We start from the raw sequence: 21,463 nt of genomic DNA on the forward strand, positions 1-21,463 counted from the left end.
CACCTGATGGTCTTGAATTTTTTGGGGCACACGCGGCCCGAAATTGTGTGTTGTATTGATCAGAAATCGTAACTGGCCTTGAGCTTGAAGCGCCGCCCGCTGGCGTACTGCAGGTATGGGGTGTTGTAATCCTCGTACTCCAGTACATGCTCTTCGTCCAACAGGTTATCCACCGAGGCGGAGAGCGAAAGGCCGCTCAGGAAGTTCTTTTTGTAGATCAGCCGCAGGTCGTTGTAGGCCAGGCGATACACATTGGCAGGGGTAGCATTGTTACCGGCACTGGCCACCGCCAACTCCTCTCCCTTGCGGTTGAACACCAGGGTCACTTCCTGGCCGGTATCCACATGGTCGTAGCCCAGTTGCAGGTTGGCGATATATTCCGGCTGCCCCTGCAGCGGGCGCTCGATCTGCTGGGCAAACACGTGACTGCCCTCGGTAACTTCCACCTCGGAGGTGATGTCTGTGTAGTTGAACTGCACAAACAGCTCGTGGCCCTGATCGGTACCCAACACAAACTCCCGGCGCATATCCAGCTCGATGCCCGTTACCTCGGCGAACCCGGCATTGTCGAAGGTGTAGTAGTCGAATTGATCACCGATTCGATCAAACCGGTTTTCAATCGCGTTGGTAATGTCTTTGGAGAAAAGCGCCAGGGTGATGGACTCGGTATCGGACGGATACCACTCCAGGCGCAGATCCATATTCTCGATATCCGCCGGCTTTAACTCCGGGTTGCCGCGGTAGCGCTCCAGGGTTTCGATATCGGTAAAGGTGCGCGGCATCACCTCGAAAATTTCCGGCCAGCTGACGGTTTCCGACCAGGCCGCGCGCAGTTGCCAGGCATCGTTAAACAGATAGGTGAAGCTGACCGAGGGGGTATTGCGCTCCTCGTCCAGCAATTCTGTCAAGGGCTCCGGGGTGTAGGCATATTGCTCACCTTCCAGTAGGAAAGTCTCGCGACGTGTGCCCAGGTTGATTTTGAGTTTTTCGTAGAGGTTGGCTTCCAGCAGGGCGTAGTTGGCAGTGAAGTCCTGTTCCACCAAATAGCTGTCGCCGGTAAAACCTACATCATCGTCTGGCAGTTTATTGCCAATACTGAGATAGATACCACTGTCGTCTCCTCCCAGAGAAGTAAAATCCTCTGGCGCATATACTTGGGTAGGATCTGGGTTTTCCAGCTGTTCTTCGGGCAGCTGATTGGCGCCCTTGATCGTGTAATACTGGTATACGCCGTCGCGGTCCCGTTGTAACGCATTGGTTCCAGCCTTGAACGTCAGGGAAATGCCGTACAGATCTTCGATGGGCAACTCAACATCCACGCGATGCCCGCTGTTGTCTTCTTCCATGGCTTCCCAGACGTTGTACTGGCCACCGACGCTGCCATCAAAGATCTGATAGCTGTTACGGTGAGAACTGCGATAGGTATAGCGGCTGGCGTTGGGACGGTCGTATTCCGTGGCCGCTTCCATCAGCTGCCAATCGACACTCAATTCTCCCAGGTAGCGGGAAGGCAACGCGATCGCGTGCTCGCCCCACAGTTGATGGCTTAGCAGCTGCTCCTCGATCCAGTCTACGCGCTGGGATTTGATGCGCTCATAGGTCTCCCGCTTGATCGCGTCAATATCATTTTCCTGCAGTGGAGTGTCAGAACTCGGTGGCTGGTAACTGGTATCAATCTCCGCAGAGCTAGTGGTATGGCGCAGGGCAATATTGTTCAGGCCCAGTTGATGCCGGTCGTTGATATCCCACTGCAGGTTGAGCATGGCACTGAGATCGATCACATTGTTGGTGTCCTGCACCTCGCTCAGATCACGGAGCATAATGCGTTCGTGCTCGCCTTCACCCGTTTTGAGGTAGCGGAAATTGGTTTTGGTGTTGCTGCTCCATTTGTTGGCGTAGCGCAGGGCGCCGATCACGCCCAGGCGCTGGGTACCCAGCTCCCAGCTGTCGCCACCACTGAAACTCATGGAGGAATCGATGGGGGCCTCGCCGTATTGGATCTTATTGTGTGGAATACTCTGGCCCATGGCGATAATGGCGTCTTCATCGAAACCGCCGTAGCCACTTTCACCGCTTTTCATATCCACCCACTTGTTCAGGGTGAGCTTCAGCTCCTCCGGCAGTTCGCGGCTACCATCGTCCATACCCAGCCAGTCGCGGTCGCCCTCGGTGCCAGACATCAGCAGGTCATCACCGTGCATATCGCCGCGAGTGGCGGAGTAGGAAAATTTGAAAAAGCCCTGTTCGGGGATATCCCGGGTTTTCATGCTGATATGACCGGCGGTGGCACTGCTGGGCACATCGGCGGTAGCACTTTTCTGCAGGCTCAGGCCCTGCATGATGCCGGCGGGAAAAATATCCAGCGGCAGGTCGCGGCGGGCGGGATCGGTGCTGGGGAGGGTGGCACCGTTTAAATCCGTCGACTGGTAGCGGCTTTTCATACCGCGCACCACCGCGTAGCGATCATCTTCCAGGGAGACCCCCACCACGCGCTTGAGCGCGCTGCTGACCATGGAATCGTCAAAGCGGGAGATCTGGGTAAAGTCGATGCTGTCCACCACGGAGGAAGAAATACGCTCGATCTCGATGGGGTTGCCGGGCAGGTAGCGGCCCACCACCTGTAACTCTTCGATCGCACCGCCTGTGGCCGTATTGTTCCCGGGGCCAGCGAACACATCTGCCGTACTCATCGCCACATCCACTGCCAGGTTCATCTGCGGCAGTACCCGCAGCCGGTTAAGCTGGCTGGGGCGGTAATCACTGTGGGCAAGTTGCAGTTGATAGACGCCGGGGGGCAGTTCCAGCTCAAATTTGCCGTAGCGGTCGCTCACCGCACTTACGTCACTGCCGACCACGCTCACGGTGACGTTGCGCAGCGGGGCCTGGTTATCCTTGCTGAGCACGGTGCCCTGAATCAGGCCCGGAGCGAGGTTTTCCTGAGACTCAATCAGGCCGGTAATTACACCACCGTCCTGGTGCAATTGATCCATATCCACTCGCTGCAGGGAGTGGGTGGTTTCACCACTGTCGGAAGCGCGATTGACGGTAACCAGTGCCGCCTGGTCTTCACTGATGGAGAAGTCGTAGGGAATTTCCTCCTCGCCCATACGCAGCACCAGATGGTGGCGGCCGCCCGTCAGGTCGCTGTGCCAGAATTTTTCCCCGGTGTTGGTGGTGCCGATCTGCTCGCCGTTCAGCAGCACTTCTGCCGCACCCTGGGGCTTGCCGTCTGTGAATACTTCCAACCTGAGTGCCGCGGCCTGCGCCTGGCTGCCGACGGCAAGCCCGATGGCGCTGGCCAGTAGCGTTTTAGAAAGTCGAGATCCCATGTCTCCCCCACTTCAAACCTGAAAAATAAAAAATCGATGGCGTCGCCGTGCGGGCCATCGTGACTGATTGTTGTCGGGCGTTTTTATCGGATACGCGCTAAGCAACGCCTTCAAAGACGATGCGGGGCGCAATCGGCGACAGGAAAAGCGTGAAGATTTGGTGAAGGTTTTATGGACGGGCTATCAACAAACTGGTGTTGATAGAAATAAGAAAACCGGCGGGAGTCGCCGGTTTTCTTTACTGCTGTTGTGCTGCGGTTTTATTACCGCGCTCGATTATTCCTCCAACGGCGGGTAGGCATTTTCTACCAGCACCTGGAAGGCTTCCGGGAACCAGCGGCCCGCGTGCGGAGCGTTGTCCAGGGCACCGGTGCCGACGGAGCTGTCGTAGCGGTTCGGGGCATATGGATCACACATGGGGTCGTGCCGCTTGGCCGGATCGTTGGGGTCCGGTGTGAAGTTGGGATCGCTCACACCATCGGACTCCCCTTGGGGTTTCACCCACACATACGCGTCGATGCCCGGCGCCGGTTCTGCCTGCGGGCGGAATCCCACACCACCGGGCTGGTTACACCAGTTGCCGCGATGCACCCGGCGGTCGATACGGCTCTCACTCACATAGGTGTTGAGGTCGGTACTGGTGGACGGGCCGGTGGGCCGATCCGCGCCACCCCACCCATTACGGCCGGTATCAATCAGCATGCCGAGGGTTTCCGGAGCACCGCGGGCAACCATGGCTTCGCGCCAGTCCTGGGCAAAGGTGAGCTCTTCCAGGTAGTCGTTCCACTCGTAGAAATCCGCTGCACGTACCGGCTGGCCACCCACGTTCAGGGTCGGATCCGGCAGGTAAGGTTCTTCCACCGGAGTATAGTTGGAGGAGTTGGTGACGAAGCCGGCAACGCTGTCCCAGCCTGCATCGGTGGACTCCACCACATCGCCGATCAGGTCGATTGCAGGACCGAAGTTGCTGCTCCAGCCAAGCCAGCCCGAATGGGCGATGTCCACGTAGGAATAAACATTATCCAGCGGCGCCAACTGGTTCAGCGCGTAGCGGATACCGTCGCGATAACCACCGGGGCCATCCGCTTCCTGACAGTCCGGCAGGCTGATATTGGTAATCAGGTTCGGCAGCGAATCCACTTCGATGATAGTGACGATATTTATATCGGCGTAAGCCGGGTCTGCGAGGACCTCTACCAGCGGATCGATGTATTCGGTCTGGTAGCGCTCAAAGCCATTCTCAGCGATCAGCAGTTCACCGTTAGACGCAAGCGCGGCGCAGTCGCGGTTGGGTAAGTTGTACACCACCACCATAAACAGGTCGGCGCCCTGGGCCAGTGCCGCATCGAGATGTCCACGCAGGCCGCGACCATCGGTGAGTGCGCCAATGCGGTCCATCCACACCGCGGAGCTCACGTCGGCAATCGCCGCGCCGCCGGGCTCGTTCATGGCATTCTCGGCCCAGTCCGGATTCACATACCAGTTACTGGACGCAGTGAAGGGATTATCCAGACGGCCACCGGAGCTGCCGCTACCACCGGAACCCGAGGAGCTGGAGCTAGAGCTGGATGAGCTGCCGCCGGACGAACTCGAAGACGAACTCGAAGAAGAGGAGCTTGAGGAAGAAGAGCTGGAAGAGGAAGAACTGCTGGACGAGCTGCCACCGGAAGAACTGCCGCCCTCGCCGTCTACGCTGATTTCCACTGCGCTCTGGCCACCGGGGAAGGCGACAAAACCAATGGTGACCTGGCCGCCCACGGGAATTTCATTATTGTAACCCGCGGAGGCGAGCACATAACTGCTGCCGTTGTGGGATTCGACAACACCGTTCCAGATATTATCGATATCCACCGCCATATCGAAAGACAGATTCCAGTCTGTCAGTGGCTCGGTGCCATCATTAACCACGGTGACTTCTGCCTGAAAACCACCACCCCAGTCGCTGACGATATTCATGCTCGCCTGTGCGGCCAGTGCCTGGGCACCCCACAACAGGGAGGCCACACTGCCGAGGCCCGCATACAACCATCGCCTGGTCGTATTTCTTTCTGTGAAAAAATTCATTATCGCTATCCGTTCCAATTATTTTTATCGGAATATTTTTGCTGAAAGAATACCGGTGCCCTTGCGGGGCACCGGTATTGTCGCGCGGGGAATTACTCGGAAGAGTTGCTCCACAGGCGGTTCAGCAGGTTGGTTTTACGCTGGTCGAAATCGAGCCATTCGCCCCAACCGGTGGTGTTGCTCTGAGGATCGTACGCGTGGCCGTACCAACCACCGGTATCACCGGATTCCGGGTTGATGGACCAGTAGCAGCCCTGGATATTTTCCTCGACCATATAATCGACAAAAATCTCCTGCCATTGCTGATCAATACCCGGGGTGATGTGTCCCCAGCGCGCCTGATCGCGCAGGGTGGCTTTTTCCGGCCAGTCCATATTGCCGCCGAACTCGCCTACCACGACCGCATAACCCTGATCGCGCAGATAGCCAAAGTGCTCTTCCCAGCCCAGGCGCAGATGTTCAGGATCGAGCACGATGTTACAACCGGCATCACCGGCTTCATCGCCCTCAAGGCCTTCACACTCTGGCTGCGCTGCTACATCCATATAGCTGGCCTGTACAAATACAGACGGGCCGTAAGTGTGCGGAGACCAGACCAGTCGATCACGGGGAACGTCAGGCAGGTTGTCACCGGCTTCGAACAGGTTTTCACCCCAGTTCGGGTTGGTGGATTCATCACCGTGGGGAACCTGGGTGATGGTTTCCGGGGTGCCGTCCTGGTTATTGGCAGTAGCGGAAATGCCCTGCACAAACAGCAGCGTGTCCTGGTTCACCTCATTGATGGCGACGTAGGCGTCTTCCACCAGAGCTTTCCAGTCTTCCCAGGTGTAGTCCCACGGCTCGTTGAAAATATCGATACCGATGATGTTGTCGACACCCAGTTCCTGTTCCAGGCTGGCCAGCTCGCGCAGGTTGTCGAGCCAGATATCACGGTCGTACGGCTGAATATTGGTAACGCCATCGGGGTTATTGGTGGCGGCACAGGAGCTGTCCTCCCGCGGGAAGTCATACATATCGCGAGTGCGGTCTACATAGGGCGGACGCGCATCCAGTCGGCCCGCACGCCAGCCCACATAGTTGGAGCAGGAGTGAATATCCAGCATCACTTCGATACCATTCTCGTCGGCAGCGATGATGAATTCCTCCATCGCTTGGCGGGCATTCGGTACCAGCACAGACTCGTGGTTTTTCAGTACATCGCCCATGCCCTGGGGATCATTGGGATCCAGGGTCTGCGGCGCAACCGGGAAGCGCACCACATTCACACCCATGGCGGTGATCTCGCTCATGGTCTGCTGGATGGTACGCCCGGTTCCGGCGTTGTTATTGGCCCAGAAAGTATTGCCCATGTACAACTCCATGGGTGCACCACTGGGGTTATCGGGATCGTCAGACGGCTCGTGACGTCCTTCCAGGCCGAACCAGGAACCACAGTTCATGGGAATGACTTCACCGTTTTTGGTGATATTGCCGGTTTCGTCCACGCGGAAACGGCCACCAGTAGGTTCGCCGCCGGAACTGCCACCTGAAGAGCTGGAAGAACTGCCGCCGGAACCGGAGCCACCGGATGAGCCCGAGGAGCTGGAAGAGCTACCGCCAGAGCCGGAACCACCGGATGAAGAAGAGCTCGAAGAGCTACTGCTGGAGGATCCACCGGAGGATGAGCCCCCACCATCGCCTGCTACCGTGACATCCGGAATCGGCTGACCACCGGGGTTGGCAGTAAAGCCGACAGAGACTTCCGCGCCCGGGGCAATGGAATTATTGTAGGCCGCAGCACTGATAACATACTGGCTGGCACTCTGGGACTCGATTACCCCATTCCAGAGACTGCTGATATCAACGTCCATGTTGAAAGACACAGACCAATTGGTGAGCGGTTCACTGCCGTCATTGACGACTACGATTTCCCCCTGGAAACCACTTCCCCAGTCATTGAGGACACGCATTTCCGCTTCCGCCGCCATCAGTGAACCCGAGGCGAGCCCCAGCCACAATGCGAGGCCGGTTTTTACAAACTTACGATTCATTTCGCTTCTCTCCAGTCGCTATGAAATATGTGCGAATTATTTTTTGATGCAAGCTCACCGGTTACTACCAAGCGGTAGTGACGGCACACTCCGATTTACTTCGCACCTGGCTTCCTGCCATACCCCTTCCCTGCACAACGGATGCCGCCCACCCGTACTGCTGCGCTTCAGAACCTCTTCTTCCTGTTAAATCCTGTGAGATTTTTTTATTGATTTTTCGGTTCCACAGCTACTGAGACGTCATTTCAGCCAGGACGTACATCCGCTGTACCACCTGATCACCATCCAGCATGTCGACCAACAGTTCTCCCCGCTCCGAGAGATAAGTCATATCCAGCACTTCACCGGTGGCGCCACCCAACTGCCGGTAATTACTGCCATCGGGCAGACTCACGGCGAGGGTACTTCGATCGGCTGTAGACAGTTGTCCATCACCATTGCTATCCCGTTCCACAAACTGGTAAAGAATGCGCTGGGTCACAGCGCCGTATCCAACATTGTTGTGGTAGAGGGGCCAGTAACCGGTGACGACCTGGCTGTTGTCATCAAACAGCCGCTGGGGTCGAATTCCTTCACGAATAAAAAACTCGATATTGCGCAGCTCTCCATCATCTCCGGAGTCCCCGGCGGTTCTGAGCTCGTGCAAGTGAATGGAGACGCCGAGCAAATCCACCTCTCGCCTTTCCAGCTGTGCAGCTGAAACCGGAGCTGGCGGCGTTGACGCTTGTTGTTTCGACGTAATTGCTGAATTGGTCTCTGCCCCGCCTTTCCGCAGCCGTTCCGCTGGCGCCGCGGTGTTGGAAACAGGGGGCTCAGTCGCCGGCCGTGCAGTTTGTGTCACCGGGGTTTGCGATCCGTTGAGCAGGAACAGCCACACCAGCAGTGCAATCACGCCCAAAAAAAGGACTGGCATAAGCCGGTCGCGAATCCATTGTTCAGTTCGATCAGCAGACATCAGATAGATCCTTAACAGGCTCAATTACGCACGGCGAGCACAGATTTTTTCGACACATCGTCGAATATCCGTTGTCTCTCGCCGCCCTGCAGATCCTGCACAACCAACGAATACTTTCTCGCATCAAGCTGTTCGGCAAACAGATAGGCTATCTGCGAGTCGCCAAAAAAAACCGGCGCGCGGGCTGCGCCACCCGCCCCGGCCAAGGGCTCACGATGACCATCCAGGTCCGTGTGAAACACCTGCATGCTGCCTTCATATACTTTGCGATGATTGCGCTCGTCGTAGAAATAGCGGTAATCCACCAGTGCCGAGTACAGCAGAGACTTATTGTCTGCGGACCAACTCACCGGGCTTTGTACCTGATGGCTGGCATCAGAAACCGGCACATCCTCCCGCCCCTGTAACGCGAGTACTCGCAAAGTACGCACCCCCGCCTCGTCGGGATGAAGAATGTAGGCGATGCGTTCGCCATCCGGCGACCAGGCCAGCGATGTCACACTCCCACACTGCGGGCAAGAGCCTTCCGCTTGCGCGCCCAGCCGCGGAAATTCTTTCAGTACCGAGGGGATAAATGGGATCGCATCATTGCTGGGGAAGTGGTCACCCGACTTGCCGCTCACGCCTGGATCTTCACTCGAATGACACGCCGGCCTCAGCAGCATCAGCGCAGCCCCCGTCTCAGAGCGCATGGCGATTACAAAACTGCTGCCATCTGGTGACCACGCGAAATCAAGAATCTCGCCGGCAGAAAATACGGGTTGTGGAGACTTGCCTTTTTTATCCGGCGTGTCGCTTTTGGGAAGTGCCTGAACCAGTAATTGGCTTCGCTCGTAGACATAGGCCAACCGGCGCCCGTCGGGACTGAAGCGCGGCAACATTTCATTGCCAGGTGTTTTTGTCAGCCGCTCCAGTGCTCCTCCCCTCTGCGGCGCCCAATAAATATCGAACGCTTCCGTGCGCCGGTGAATATCAATTTCAGTGCTCTCCTCGCGATTGGAAGAGAAGGCCACAGCGCCGAGACTGGAGATATCCGCATCCACATCCCGCCAGCGGATATTGTCGGTAACCTGTTGTAATTTCCCATCTGCGGAGTAAGTGACCACATTGGAAACCGGCCCCATCACTTTGCTGCTGAATGCCAACTCCTGTGCGGAAACACACATGGAAAAAGCGAAACACAACATACTGGCAAATCCAAAAAGCCTGCTAATTCCCACAGCGAGGTGATTGACCACTGGCAGTGATATCTCCAATTTTCCGACCTTGCAGTAAAAGAGTATTTCCGGCGCCATACATCATTGATGTACATACGCGATGTACATGCGCTTAGTTGCAACGTGTCTGGAATTGAAAACAACCCCGTGGAAAGATGATCCAGAAGCCAATTTGTTAAAAATGTGGACGGGTGTCACGAACGAAAGAGGAAGGATGCGAAAGGCAGGGCAATGTGAAGGTGGACTTGTTCACACAGAAACAGGAGAAAGCCCGGCGGCTGCCGGGCTTATGTCATTATCAGTTCAGGGTCTGGACACCCATGTTGTAAAGCGTAAATCCGAAAATATCCGCATATTGCTCAATCGTCTTGGATACCGGCGTGCCGGCACCGTGACCAGCGTTGGTCTCGATGCGGATCAGCGTCGGAGCAGGGCCGCTCTGGTGATCCTGAAGTTCCGCGGCGAACTTGAACGAATGCGCGGGCACGACACGGTCATCGTGATCGGCGGTGGTGACCAGGGTAGCCGGGTACTCCACACCATTTTTTACATTGTGTACCGGGGAATAACCGTAAAGGTATTCGAACATTTCCTTATTGTCTTCCGCGGTGCCGTAGTCATAGGCCCAGCCCGCACCAGCGGTGAAGGTGTGGTAGCGCAGCATATCCATCACACCCACTGCTGGCAGCGCTACTTTTACCAGGTCCGGCCGCTGGGTCATCACCGCGCCAACCAGCAGGCCACCGTTGGAGCCACCGCGGATCGCGAGGTAATCACTGGAGGTGTAGCCTTTTTCGATCAGGTATTCACCGGCGGCAATAAAGTCATCGAACACATTCTGCTTCTGCAGCTTGGTACCCGCATCGTGCCAGCTTTTCCCGTATTCACCGCCACCGCGCAGGTTGGGAACGGCATACACACCGCCTTGCTCGAGCCATACCGCGTTGGCAATACTGAATGACGGCGTCAGGCTGATATTGAAGCCGCCATAGCCATACAGAATCGTCGGATTTTTGCCGTTGCGCTCCAGGCCCTTCTTATAGGTAATCATCATCGGCACTTTGGTACCGTCCCTGGAGGTGTAGAATACCTGCTCAGACTCGTACTGCGCCGGATCAAACTGAGCGCCCGACTTGCGATACACACTGGACTCACCCTGCTTTACATCGAACCCAAAGATGGTGGCCGGGGTTTTGTAGTTGGTGAACGAATAGTACAGGGTTTTGTCTTCGCGCTTACCACTCAGGGAGCTGGCACTGCCCGGACCGGGCAGCTCGATTTCACGCACCTGCTTGCCATCGTAGTCGTACTGATAGACTTTTGACAACGCATCCACCATGTACTCGGCAAACACATAGCCACCACCGGTGGAGGCGGTCAGCACATTGTCGGTCTCACCAATAAAGTCCTGCCAGTTGTCCGGAGTGGGATTGGCGGCATCGACGGTGACGATTTTTTTGTTCGGCGCTTCGCGGTTGGTGACCAGATACAGCTTGCTGCCCTGGTTATCCAGTACGTAGGTATCAGAGTCGAAATCGTCGAGCACCTGCACCAACGGCGCATTTGCTTTAGTGAGGTCGCGGATATACAGATCATTGCCAGAGGTGGAGGTCGCACCGGAAATCACCAGATAGCGATCGTCTTCGGTCACACTGCCGGAAACGTAACGACGTTTCTCCTCTGGCTTGCCGCCAAATACCAGCCGATCTTCAGACTGCGCCTGACCAAGCTTGTGGAAATAGAGTTTGTGCTGGTCGGTTTTTGCAGACAACTCGCTGCCTTCGGGCTTGTCGTAACTGGAGTAGTAGAAGCCTTCGTTCCCTTTCCAGGAAATACCGGAAAACTTCACGTCTACCAGTGGCTCTTCCAATACCTTTTTGGTTTCTGCATCAATGATGATGATCTTGCGCCAGTCACTGCCACCTTCGGAGATCGCATAGGCGGCAATGGAGCCATCTTTGGAGAACTCAAGTGTTGCCAGCGAAGTAGTGCCGTCTTCACTGAATGTGTTCGGGTCCAGGAAAACTTCCGCTTCACCATCTCCCTTCTTGCGCCACACCACATACTGGTTCTGCAGTCCGTCATTGCGGTAGAAGTAGGTGTAATCCCCTTCTTTGAACGGGGAACCCACTTTCTCGTAGTTCCACAGTTCTTCAAGACGATTCTTCAGATCGTCGCGGTAAGGGATTTGATCCAGGAAACTGAAGGTCACCTTGTTCTGTGCTTCGACCCAGGCTTCGGTCTCTTCACTGCGGTCATCTTCCAGCCAGCGATAAGGGTCCGCCACATGGGTGCCAAAGTAGGTATCGACTACGTCGTCTTTACGGGTGTCCGGGTATTGCATTGCTGTCATCTGGGTACTGGTAGTGGAGGTCTCAGGCTGTGCCTTTACACCGCCCGGTGCTCCTTCAACGGCGTTATCGCCAGAGCACGCGGCCAGCAGGCTGACTGCGGCGACCAGGGTGAGCTTGTTCATCGGCATCTCTTATTGCTGTTTTATGTAAAACGTTTGACGAAAAATGCACTTATTGCACGATGGGGTAGAAAACCCAATCCGGCACCAAACTGCAAGCAATTCTCCAGCCAGAATACCCGGGCAACATATTCTGTGGAAAAACCAACAGGATGCAGGATAAATATTGGGAAACTGGAAGCTATAAAACACCCATTCGTAGAAACAAAAACGCCCGACAGGGACACTGCCGGGCGCAATCGGATGCCATTCAGGTAAGAGGAGCCTCTCGAGCTCAGCTCACCACTTCGCCGTGAGCCTGTTTATCTGCGTGGTAAGAGGAGCGCACCATCGGGCCACAGGCGGCGTGGGTGAAGCCGATCTGTTCGGCGTAGCGGCGGTATTCCTCAAATTCGTCCGGGTGAACGTAACGCTGTACCGGCAGGTGCTCCTTACTCGGCTGCAGGTACTGGCCGATGGTGAGCATGTCGATGTCGTGCTCACGCATATCGTCCAGCACTTCAAAGATTTCTTCCTTGGTCTCGCCAAGGCCCACCATCAGGCCGGATTTCGTGAGGACGTCCGGGCGGCGCTTTTTGTATTCCTGCAGCAGTTTGAGGGACCACTTGTAGTTGGCGCCGGGGCGGGACTCCCGGTACATGCGCGGCACGGTTTCCAGGTTGTGGTTGAATACATCCGGGGCCTCGGCCTCGAGAATGTCCAGTGCCACGTCCATGCGACCGCGGAAATCCGGGGTAAGGATTTCCACCTGCAGGTTGGGCGACAATTCACGGGACTGCCTGATACAGTCGGCAAAGTGTTGGGCACCGCCATCGCGCAGGTCATCCCGGTCCACAGAGGTGATCACCACGTAGCGCAGGCTCATGGCCGCGATGGCTTCTGCCAGCTGTTTGGGCTCTTCCGGATCCAGCGGGTTCGGCTTGCCGTGGCCCACATCGCAGAAGGGGCAGCGACGGGTACAGATCTCGCCCATGATCATGAAGGTGGCGGTGCCGCCACTGAAGCATTCACCCAGGTTGGGGCAGCTGGCTTCTTCACACACGGTGGCGAGTTTCTGTGAGCGCAAAATACTCTTGATGCGCTCCACTTCTTTGGACGCTTTTACCGAGGGGACTTTCACGCGAATCCAGTCCGGCTTGCGCAGGGTCTGGTCGCTGGCGATGACCTTGACCGGAATACGCTCCACCTTTTCGCCGTCACGCAGTTTTTCCCCCTGCTGCAGGCGGCGGGTGCGTTTTACCGGGACGATTTCGGGTTTATCAGCCATTACTTATTCCTGATTCGGTTCGGGTACCGCAAAGAGAGTTTCATCCATCGGCTCCCAGCCGGCGTTGGATAATTTGAGGGCCTGTTGCAACGCGGCAACAAAGCGATCGGCCACGGTCTTCCACGCGGGCACCGGCTGGATGACTTCTGCCATCTGCACCATCTGCATACCGGCGTAACCGCAGGGGTTAATGCGCAGGAACGGTGCCAGATCCATATCGATATTGATCGCAATACCGTGGAAGCTGCAACCGCGGCGCACCCGCAGGCCGATGGAGGCAATCTTGTTGCCGGCGCGAGGACCGTCGGTGAGGTAGACGCCGGGCGCATCTGCCCGCGGCGCGGCGGCGATGCCGTACTCTGCCAGCATCGCCACGGTGGCTTCTTCCAGCGCGGTCACCAGGTCACGCACCCCGATCTTGCTGCGCCTGAGGTCCAGCAGCGGGTAGACCACCAGCTGACCGGGACCGTGATAGGTCACCTGGCCGCCCCGATCTACCTGCACCACGGGAATATCCCCGGTATTCAGCAGATGCTCGGCCTTGCCGGCCTGGCCCTGGGTGAATACGGGAGGATGTTCGACGCACCAGATCTGGTCCCGGGCGTCGCTGCCACGGGTGTCAGTGTAATGGGCCATGGCACGCCAGACGGTTTCGTAATCCCGCCGGCCGAGGTCAAAAATCGCGACGCTCTGATCGGCCATTACAGCACCATGTGCACGCCCGGATGGGCTTTGAGCTCATCAAACAGTGCCTGCAGCTGCGGTTCGCCGGTGGCGACGATATAGAAGGTCACTGAAGTGAATTTGCCGTTGCGGCTGGGCTTGTGCTTGAGCTTGCTTTCATCCAGCTCCGGCGCGTGCCGGCGCATGACTTCCAGCACAAATTCGTGCACGTCGTCATCCGCATCGCGCACGACTTTGACCATGTAGTCTTCACAGGGAAACTCGATCTTGGGAGGCTGCTGCTCTGAATCTTGGGTCATACCACACTCACAAGGCCGCAGGTCTGGACTAAAACCGGGGATTCCGGGGGATTGCGGCCGGGCGGCGATTATACAGTGGGGAAGCGGGAGTGGACAGGTGCCGGGACAAAACTGACCTTTGAGCACGATCATGTGATTTATACAGCGAAAGCCGAAGCGAAGGTGCTGCTACCGGGTACAGCTTTGTAAGACCTTCCGCGAGAGGGGCCGAAGGCGCCGTGAATACATGGAGCGGCCGGGCCACCTCGCGGAAGAGCCCCCATGGGCCGAAGGCGCCGCGTTGAAGCGGCCGGACTGGGTTCACGGCGTGTCTTACAAAGCTGTACCCGGTAGCCGCAGCGCCACTAGATCTCACTAGCGGTATTGAATTACTTAAATAGTCCCATCACAAAGCGCTTAAGAGAGTCCCAGATACGCTTGAAGAAGCCTGCTTTTTCCACTTCTTCAGCAACCACCGCAGGAACGTCTGCGACGGTTTCACCGTCCAGGGTCACAATCACTTTCCCCACCTGCTGGCCCTTGGCCAGGGGGGCTTCCAGTTCACCATCCACGATCAGGTCGGCCTTAATGCTTTCTTCGCCGCCGCGGGGAATGGTCACGAATACATCGTTTTTCACGGCTACGCCAACGCTGTCGGTCTTGCCGCCCCATACGCGCTCGGTCTGTAGCACATCGTCAGCGCCATAAACCTTGTGGGTCTGGTAATAGCGAAAACCGTAAGCCAGCAGTTTCTGGGTTTCAGCGGCGCGTTTTTCATCGCCTTCGGTACCGACCACTACGGAAATGAGGCGCATACCGCGTTTGACCGCGGAGGCAACCAGACAGTAGCCTGCCTCTTCGGTGTGGCCGGTTTTAATGCCGTCAACTGCGGGGTCGCGCCACAGCAGACGATTGCGGTTGGGCTGGTTGATACCGTTGAAACGGAAGTACTTTTCAGAGTACAGCTCGTAGTGGTCGGGGTGATCCTGGATCAGTGCACGCGCCAGCTTACCCAGATCCCGCGCCGTGGTGAGGTGTCCATCTGCGGGCCAGCCGGTGGCGTTGACGAAGTGGGTGTCCTCCATGCCCAGTAGTTGTGCATGCTGGTTCATCACTTCGGCAAACACTTCTTCGCTGCCGGAAATATGTTCTGCCAGCGCAATACTGGCATCGTTACCGGACTGCACGATGACACCGCGCAGCAGATCGATGACAGGCACCTTTTCGCCGACTTTAACGAACATTTTGGACCCGCCCTTGCGCCAGGCTTTCTCCGAGATGTTCACCAGGTCCTGCTCTTTTAAACCGCCTTTCTCAAGTTCTTCCGAGACGATGTAACTGGTCATCATCTTGGTAAGGCTCGCCGGCGGAATCTGCTTGTCTGCATCGTGCTCAACCAGGACCTGCCCGGTATGGGCGTCAATCAGCAGGTAAGCGGTGGCGGCCAGTTGCGGCGGAGCCGGTATCAGCGGTTTGTCTGCGTGGGCTATATTGGCGCTGACAATCAACAGCAGACTGGCAAATAAGCGTTTGAACATGGGTATCTCTTTATTTCCTTACGTTCAGGTTTGTCTAAACCCGGATCCAGCCGGGCGTGCGCACTGGTCTACGACCTGAGCAGCAGTTGACGGGTCAGTCCACCACTACCTGGGGCTGCCCCAGCGACTTCTGCTCGACCGACTCTCGCAGTGCCGCCAGTGCCCTTTGCTGGGCAATCGGCCCGATCCGCACCCGGTAGAGGGTTTTTCCACTCCTCTTCACCGGGCTGACGGATACAGGATAGCCGAATGCGGCGGCAAGCTGTTTACGGATTTCCTCCGCCTGGCTGGAAGAACTGTAGGCGCCAACCTGGAGGAAAGTGTTTGGAGGCAGCTTGAAGCTGGCATCTTCCGGTAGTGCCTGGCGCGCCGCGGCGTCTTTTTCTACAGCCAGGGTTTCTGTGGCACTGGGCAGGGAATCCGGGTCCAGTGCGACCACTTCTACGCGCGCCACGCCTTTGTCGACATAGCCGAGCTTCTGTGCCGCGGTATAACTGAGATCGATGATGCGCCCGGGCACAAAAGGACCACGGTCGTTTACCCGCACAATGATGCTGCGACCGTTATCCAGATTGGTGACCTTGGCATAACTGGGGAGAGGCAGAGTCTTGTGCGCGGCAGACATGGCGTACATGTTATACACCTCGCCATTGGCCGTTTTACGTCCGTGAAATTTTGTGCCATACCAGGAGGCGTGCCCGCGTTCTTTGTAACCTTTGGCGCCCTGAAGCACCCGGTACTTGACGCCGGCTACAACGTAGGGCGACTTGTTTCCGGCAACACCGATCGGTTCCCGTACCGGTGTCACCTCCGGTGTTGCCAGCATATCCACCGGCACATCGGGCCCACTGTCGCGCAACTGATCGAACGGCACGTCGTTTTTCTCGTTGCCGGTCTGCGAATCTTTCGGCAGTGGTGCGGTGCTACAGGCACCTAACATAGCGAGGGCACAGGCAGTGCCAAGCCTGAATAGAGTTTTTGTCATGTCTTCCCCCCGGCACAGGCGCCACTGCTGCCCGCAACCGCGATCATACTGTTATTTATACCGGCGCTACATGGGCGCTGGTGCTGATCTATCTACAAGTGAATCCATTTATAAATAGTATATTGCTCGACGAACGCCCTTCAGGAACGACCACCGCGAGCTTTGATGATTTCCTGCCCCAACTCATAGACCGCCATCGCATACAGGCGGCTGTGGTTGTAGCGGGTAATCACATAAAAATTGTTCAGCCCGATCCAGAACTGCTTTCCATTATCCGTATTCAGAGAGAACACACTGGCGGGCATATCTTTGGTGACCTGCGCCGTGGTAGGGAACCCCTTTTCTGCCAGTTGGCCTACGGTCCACTTGGGTTTCAGGTCATCGTTAACCACGGTCATATCCGCATTGGGCAGTGGCTGGGTAATCACCGTGATCGGTTCACCCGCTTTCCAGCCATGCTCCGCAAAATAGTTGGCCACACTCCCGATGGCATCCTCGGTATCCGTCCAGATATCTACCTTGCCATCACCGTTAAAGTCCACCGCGTAGTGGCGGTAGCTGGAGGGCATGAACTGGCCGAAGCCCATAGCGCCGGCATAGGAGCCATTGAGCGTGGTCGGATCCACGTTCTGGTCGCGCGTGAGCAACAGGAAGTTTTCCAGTTCTTTGGTAAAGAACTGCGAGCGCCGCGGGTAGTTGAACGCCAGTGTAGACAAGGCATCCAGCACTCGATAACTGCCCATATTACCACCATAGCGGGTTTCGACGCCGATGATGGCGACGATCAGTTCTGGAGGCACACCGTATTTCTCCTCCGCCGCCTTGAGCGCCTCGGCATTTTTGTCCCAGAAATCCACACCGCCGCTGATACGGGCGCTGGTCAGGAAGATTTTGCGGTATTCGTTCCAGGGCTTGGCTTTTTCGGCAGGACGCTTGATGGCCTTGAGGATGGAGTCTTTTCGCTTTGATTCCCGCATTAATTTCATGAGCGTTTCGCGATCGAAGTTGTGCTCTTCCACCATGCGATCCACAAAGGCCAGTGCCTGTGCGTTTTCTCCGTGATCCCGATCCTGGGCACAGGCGGTAAGTACCATCCCGAGCCCAACCAACAATCCTGTGGTCCACTTCAAAATTACCGCTCCTGTATTCATAGAGTGCGCTATTCCTGTATCCCGTTGTTCTTGAATGCGGGATTATGACCGCAAAGCTGCCAAAAAGTGGCAGCAGAGTCGTCATTTTTACCAGAATCCGTGACTTCGGGATTCAGTAAAGCACTCTGCGTCTTTCCGTACTGATAGCCATCAGAATTCCAAAGCCCGCCATCAGGGTAACGACTGCCGTCCCACCGTGGCTCACGAGCGGCAGTGGTACCCCCACTACCGGCAGCAGTCCCGAGACCATGCCGATGTTGACGAACACGTAGACAAAGAAAGTCAGTGTGATGCTTCCCGCCAGCAAACGGCCAAATACACTCTGGGCCATAAGACTAATATAGATGCCGCGCGCAATGATCAACAGATAGAGTAAAAGGAGTAGCAGCGCGCCGCGCATGCCCCATTCTTCCGCCAACACCGCGATGATGAAATCCGTATGACTTTCCGGCAGGAAGTCGAGCTGGGATTGAGTGCCCTGCATATACCCCTTGCCGGCCCAGCCTCCAGAGCCAATCGCGGCTTTGGACTGGAAAATATTCCAGCCGGCGCCGAGGCGATCTGCATCGGGATTGAACAGGGTCAGTATCCGCTGGCGCTGATAGTCCCGCAGCCCCCAGTGCCACATGGGCCAGGCGGCTACGAGCGCCACCACGCCGGCACCGCCGATCATTTTCCAGCTGAGGCCGGACAGATACAGGGCGAACAGGCCAGAGGCTGCAATCAGAATAGACGTACCCAGATCAGGCTGACGTACGATCAATAGTGCCGGCACCGCAACGATGGCCAACGCGCCAATGACGGTCAGAAATGACGGGGGCGCACTGCGCTGGTGGAGGTAGGCCGCCACCGCAATGGGCACCGCGAGCTTGAGGGCTTCCGACGGCTGAAAGCGGAAGCCGCCAATCTGCAGCCAGCGCTGCGCACCTTTGGCGCCAACTCCGAAAAATAACACGGCCACCAGCATGCAGCATCCAGCCAGATAAAACCACGGTGACCAGCGGCGATAGAATTCCAGTGGAATCTGCGCGGCGATCAACATCCCAACAAATGCCACGCCCATAAATACGGCTTGACGTTTGACGTAGTGGATTTCTTCTCCGGAGGCACTGTACAGCACCCCCAGCCCCACCGAGGCCAACAACATCAGCAACAATAACAACGGTACGTCGATGTGCCAGCGCCGGGAAAAACTCACCGGGCTGCGCAGGCTACTGCCGGCATCCGGCAGTCGATGCATATAATCGCGACTAGCCACGGGCGCTGATCTCCTGCTGTATTTTCGGGAGAATGGATACGTTGGGGGCTGCGGAAGCGGCATCAGGCATCAGCGGCGGATGCCAGCCAATCGGCATCCGGCTGGCGGTTTCCTCCAGGGGGCGCCCGACCCAATCCGCCAGGACTTCCCTCGCCACCGGCGCAGCCACCCGGCCACCGCCCTCACCGTTTTCCACCAACACTGCGACGGCTATCTGCGGATCATCCACCGGTGCGAAGGCGATAAACAGCGCGTGGTCCCGGTGGCGCTCTTTCAGCGCCTCGGAGTCGTAGCGCTCGCCCTGGGCGATCCCGACAATCTGGGCGGTGCCGGATTTGCCCGCCACCTTGAAGTCCAGATCCTTGCCAGCTCTCTTGCCGGTACCGTGCAGGCTGTAGACAACGGCCTCCATCCCCTCGAACACCAGATCCCAGTATTCGGGCTTCGCCTCTACATGGTGCAGCACCTCAGGAGGCTGCTCGATACCGTCCACGGCCATCACCACCTGGGGCCGGAAATGGGTGCCGCGGTTGGCAATGGTGGCCGTCATTACCGCCAGCTGCAGTGGCGTGGCCAGCACGAAACCTTGCCCCAGCACGGCATTCAGGCTGTCGCCGGGGAACCAGGGCGCACCGCGCGCGCCGCGTTTCCAGGCCCGGGACGGGAACAGTCCGGCACGCTCGATGGGCAGATCGATGCCGGTTTTGGCACCGAGTCCGAAACGAGTGGCTACATCGTGCATACCATCGATGTTCCAGCGTGCGGCCATATCCCAGAAGAACACATCACAACTCTGCGCCAGGCCCTGGATGAGGTCTACGTGGTCGCCGTGCCCCCAACGCTTCCAGTCGCGATAGATGCGCGGGTCATTGGGCAGCTTGTAGTGACCGGGATCCTTGATTTCCGTGTCTTTCTTGATGACTCCGGCCGCCAGGCCGCCGAGCCCCATCATAGGCTTCAGGGTGGATCCGGGCGGATACTGCCCCTGCACGGCGCGGTTGAACAGGGGAACATCCAAAGAGTCACTGAGCGCGCGATAGTCCTTGAAGCTGATACCGGTCACAAACAGGTTCGGATCGAAGGATGGCTGACTGACAAAGGCCAACACACCACCGGTTTTGACATCAATGGCGACCACCGCGCCACGGTTTTCTCCCAGGGCTTCGGTCGCTACCTGTTGCAGGCGCGCATCCAGTGACAGGGTCAGCTCCGAACCGGGCTTGGGGTCCTGGCGCTCCAATACCCGCAGTACGCGGCCCCGGGCATTGGTTTCCACATTCTCGTAGCCCACGTCCCCCAGCAGCACATCCTCATAAGAGGCTTCCAGCCCCACCTTGCCGATACTCTGGGTACCGCTGTAGCGACGTACGTCTTCCTCGGTAAACTTCGCCAGATCCCGATCACTGATCCGGCCGACGTAGCCCACACTGTGGGCAAATAGTCCCCGCTCGGGGTAATAGCGTACCAGTTCTGCTTCGACCGACACCCCGGGCATATGGAATTCGTTGACGCTGATGCGGGCGATCTCGTCCTCTGTCAGGCGATAGCGCAGGGGCACTGGCTGGAAGGGGCGGCGGCGCGGCAGGCGGCGTTTGAATTTTTCCACGTCACTGTCGTCGAGGCGCACCAGACGCCCGATCAGTTCGAGCGTGGCATCCAGGTCATGCACCCGTTCGCGCACGATGGAAAGCGTGTAACTGGGGCGGTTGTCTGCCAGCAGCAGGCCGTTGCGATCGTAGATCAGGCCACGGGTGGGGGGGACCGGACGCACCTGAATGCGGTTCTGGTCGGACTGGGTGCGGTAGTTCTCGTAATTGACCACCTGCAGGTTGTAGAAGCGCACGACCAGTACCCCGATCAGCACCACAACACCGACAATCGCCACCGCCATGCGGTTGCGAAACAGTCGCTGTTCCGAGTAAGGGTCTTTGAGGCGCAGATTATCTGACATCGATTCGTTCAGTTATCAGGGTGCAGGTGTGGCGCTGAATTTGACCACGGAGTGTACACAAAAGGTCCCTTTAATGGGTAATGTGGTCACTATTTGTGGATCGGCTGCTTCACCGGTCCGAGGCGGCACCGCTACCGGGTGCTGCCTTGTGAGACACGCCGTAAACCCATCCTTGGGGGCTCGGCTGCGGCCGTCCTGGCCGCAGACGGTCTCACAAAGCAGCACCCGGCATCGGCACCTTCACAGCCATTGCAGTCCAATTAATTCATTCAGAGGTCATCAA

The 21,463-nt window shown here is 57.3% G+C and carries 14 protein-coding genes; all 14 read right to left on the reverse strand.

Annotation, left to right across the window (positions count from 1 at the left end):
* Nucleotides 1-59 precede the first annotated feature (59 nt).
* Nucleotides 60-3,329: a TonB-dependent receptor gene (locus LPW13_RS10380; RefSeq protein WP_230435184.1), complete on the reverse strand. Its 3,270-nt coding sequence runs from the start codon at nucleotides 3,327-3,329 to the stop codon at nucleotides 60-62.
* Between the two features lie 276 nt (nucleotides 3,330-3,605).
* Nucleotides 3,606-5,393 carry a glycoside hydrolase family 6 protein gene (locus LPW13_RS10385; protein WP_230435186.1) on the reverse strand — a complete coding sequence of 596 codons (1,788 nt, stop codon included), beginning with the start codon at nucleotides 5,391-5,393 and terminating at the stop codon, nucleotides 3,606-3,608.
* Between the two features lie 92 nt (nucleotides 5,394-5,485).
* A complete protein-coding gene (locus tag LPW13_RS10390; protein WP_230435188.1) occupies nucleotides 5,486-7,423 on the reverse strand; it encodes a cellulase family glycosylhydrolase in 1,938 nt (645 codons plus the stop codon).
* Between the two features lie 229 nt (nucleotides 7,424-7,652).
* A complete protein-coding gene (locus tag LPW13_RS10395) occupies nucleotides 7,653-8,096 on the reverse strand; it encodes a hypothetical protein (protein ID WP_230435190.1) in 444 nt (147 codons plus the stop codon).
* Between the two features lie 302 nt (nucleotides 8,097-8,398).
* On the reverse strand, nucleotides 8,399-9,565 hold the full coding sequence (locus LPW13_RS10400) for a TolB family protein (RefSeq protein ID WP_230435191.1): 1,167 nt from the start codon (nucleotides 9,563-9,565) through the stop codon (nucleotides 8,399-8,401).
* A 328-nt stretch (nucleotides 9,566-9,893) separates the two neighbouring features.
* Nucleotides 9,894-12,071, reverse strand: coding sequence for a prolyl oligopeptidase family serine peptidase (locus tag LPW13_RS10405; protein ID WP_230435193.1), 2,178 nt, complete (start codon nucleotides 12,069-12,071; stop codon nucleotides 9,894-9,896).
* A 271-nt stretch (nucleotides 12,072-12,342) separates the two neighbouring features.
* Nucleotides 12,343-13,335, reverse strand: a complete 993-nt coding sequence (lipA, locus tag LPW13_RS10410; RefSeq protein ID WP_230435195.1) for a lipoyl synthase — start codon at nucleotides 13,333-13,335, stop codon at nucleotides 12,343-12,345.
* A gap of 3 nt (nucleotides 13,336-13,338) precedes the next feature.
* Nucleotides 13,339-14,037: a lipoyl(octanoyl) transferase LipB gene (gene lipB, locus LPW13_RS10415; protein WP_230435196.1), complete on the reverse strand. Its 699-nt coding sequence runs from the start codon at nucleotides 14,035-14,037 to the stop codon at nucleotides 13,339-13,341.
* Nucleotides 14,037-14,318 (reverse strand): HP0495 family protein, encoded by a 282-nt coding sequence (locus LPW13_RS10420; RefSeq protein ID WP_230435198.1) that lies wholly within the window; start codon nucleotides 14,316-14,318, stop codon nucleotides 14,037-14,039. The genes lipB and LPW13_RS10420 overlap by 1 nt, the downstream gene beginning before the upstream one ends.
* A 368-nt stretch (nucleotides 14,319-14,686) precedes the next feature.
* The gene (locus LPW13_RS10425; RefSeq protein WP_230435200.1) at nucleotides 14,687-15,835 is read right to left on the reverse strand and encodes a D-alanyl-D-alanine carboxypeptidase family protein; all 1,149 of its coding nucleotides are present in this window, start codon (nucleotides 15,833-15,835) and stop codon (nucleotides 14,687-14,689) included.
* A gap of 94 nt (nucleotides 15,836-15,929) precedes the next feature.
* On the reverse strand, nucleotides 15,930-16,820 hold the full coding sequence (locus LPW13_RS10430; RefSeq protein ID WP_277611215.1) for a septal ring lytic transglycosylase RlpA family protein: 891 nt from the start codon (nucleotides 16,818-16,820) through the stop codon (nucleotides 15,930-15,932).
* A gap of 140 nt (nucleotides 16,821-16,960) precedes the next feature.
* Nucleotides 16,961-17,950, reverse strand: a complete 990-nt coding sequence (gene mltB / locus LPW13_RS10435; protein ID WP_230435202.1) for a lytic murein transglycosylase B — start codon at nucleotides 17,948-17,950, stop codon at nucleotides 16,961-16,963.
* A 133-nt stretch (nucleotides 17,951-18,083) separates the two neighbouring features.
* The gene (gene rodA, locus LPW13_RS10440) at nucleotides 18,084-19,229 is read right to left on the reverse strand and encodes a rod shape-determining protein RodA (protein WP_230435203.1); all 1,146 of its coding nucleotides are present in this window, start codon (nucleotides 19,227-19,229) and stop codon (nucleotides 18,084-18,086) included.
* Entirely contained in the window at nucleotides 19,222-21,180 is a 1,959-nt protein-coding gene (mrdA, locus tag LPW13_RS10445; RefSeq protein ID WP_230435205.1) for a penicillin-binding protein 2, read from the reverse strand. The genes rodA and mrdA overlap by 8 nt, the downstream gene beginning before the upstream one ends.
* Nucleotides 21,181-21,463 lie beyond the last annotated feature (283 nt).

The sequence above is a fragment of the Microbulbifer celer genome, from assembly GCF_020991125.1.
Taxonomy (GTDB): Bacteria; Pseudomonadota; Gammaproteobacteria; order Pseudomonadales; family Cellvibrionaceae; genus Microbulbifer; species Microbulbifer celer.

Excerpts from the sequence above, each read along its gene's own strand:
- LPW13_RS10380 (WP_230435184.1), bottom strand. The coding sequence starts at position 3,329 with ATGGGATCTCGACTTTCTAAAACGCTACTGGCCAGCGCCATCGGGCTT.
- LPW13_RS10385 (WP_230435186.1), bottom strand. The coding sequence starts at position 5,393 with ATGAATTTTTTCACAGAAAGAAATACGACCAGGCGATGGTTGTATGCG.
- LPW13_RS10390 (WP_230435188.1), bottom strand. The coding sequence starts at position 7,423 with ATGAATCGTAAGTTTGTAAAAACCGGCCTCGCATTGTGGCTGGGGCTC.
- LPW13_RS10400 (WP_230435191.1), bottom strand. The coding sequence starts at position 9,565 with ATGTTGTGTTTCGCTTTTTCCATGTGTGTTTCCGCACAGGAGTTGGCA.
- LPW13_RS10405 (WP_230435193.1), bottom strand. The coding sequence starts at position 12,071 with ATGAACAAGCTCACCCTGGTCGCCGCAGTCAGCCTGCTGGCCGCGTGC.
- lipA (WP_230435195.1), bottom strand. The coding sequence starts at position 13,335 with ATGGCTGATAAACCCGAAATCGTCCCGGTAAAACGCACCCGCCGCCTG.
- lipB (WP_230435196.1), bottom strand. The coding sequence starts at position 14,037 with ATGGCCGATCAGAGCGTCGCGATTTTTGACCTCGGCCGGCGGGATTAC.
- LPW13_RS10420 (WP_230435198.1), bottom strand. The coding sequence starts at position 14,318 with ATGACCCAAGATTCAGAGCAGCAGCCTCCCAAGATCGAGTTTCCCTGT.
- LPW13_RS10425 (WP_230435200.1), bottom strand. The coding sequence starts at position 15,835 with ATGTTCAAACGCTTATTTGCCAGTCTGCTGTTGATTGTCAGCGCCAAT.
- LPW13_RS10430 (WP_277611215.1), bottom strand. The coding sequence starts at position 16,820 with ATGACAAAAACTCTATTCAGGCTTGGCACTGCCTGTGCCCTCGCTATG.
- mrdA (WP_230435205.1), bottom strand. The coding sequence starts at position 21,180 with ATGTCAGATAATCTGCGCCTCAAAGACCCTTACTCGGAACAGCGACTG.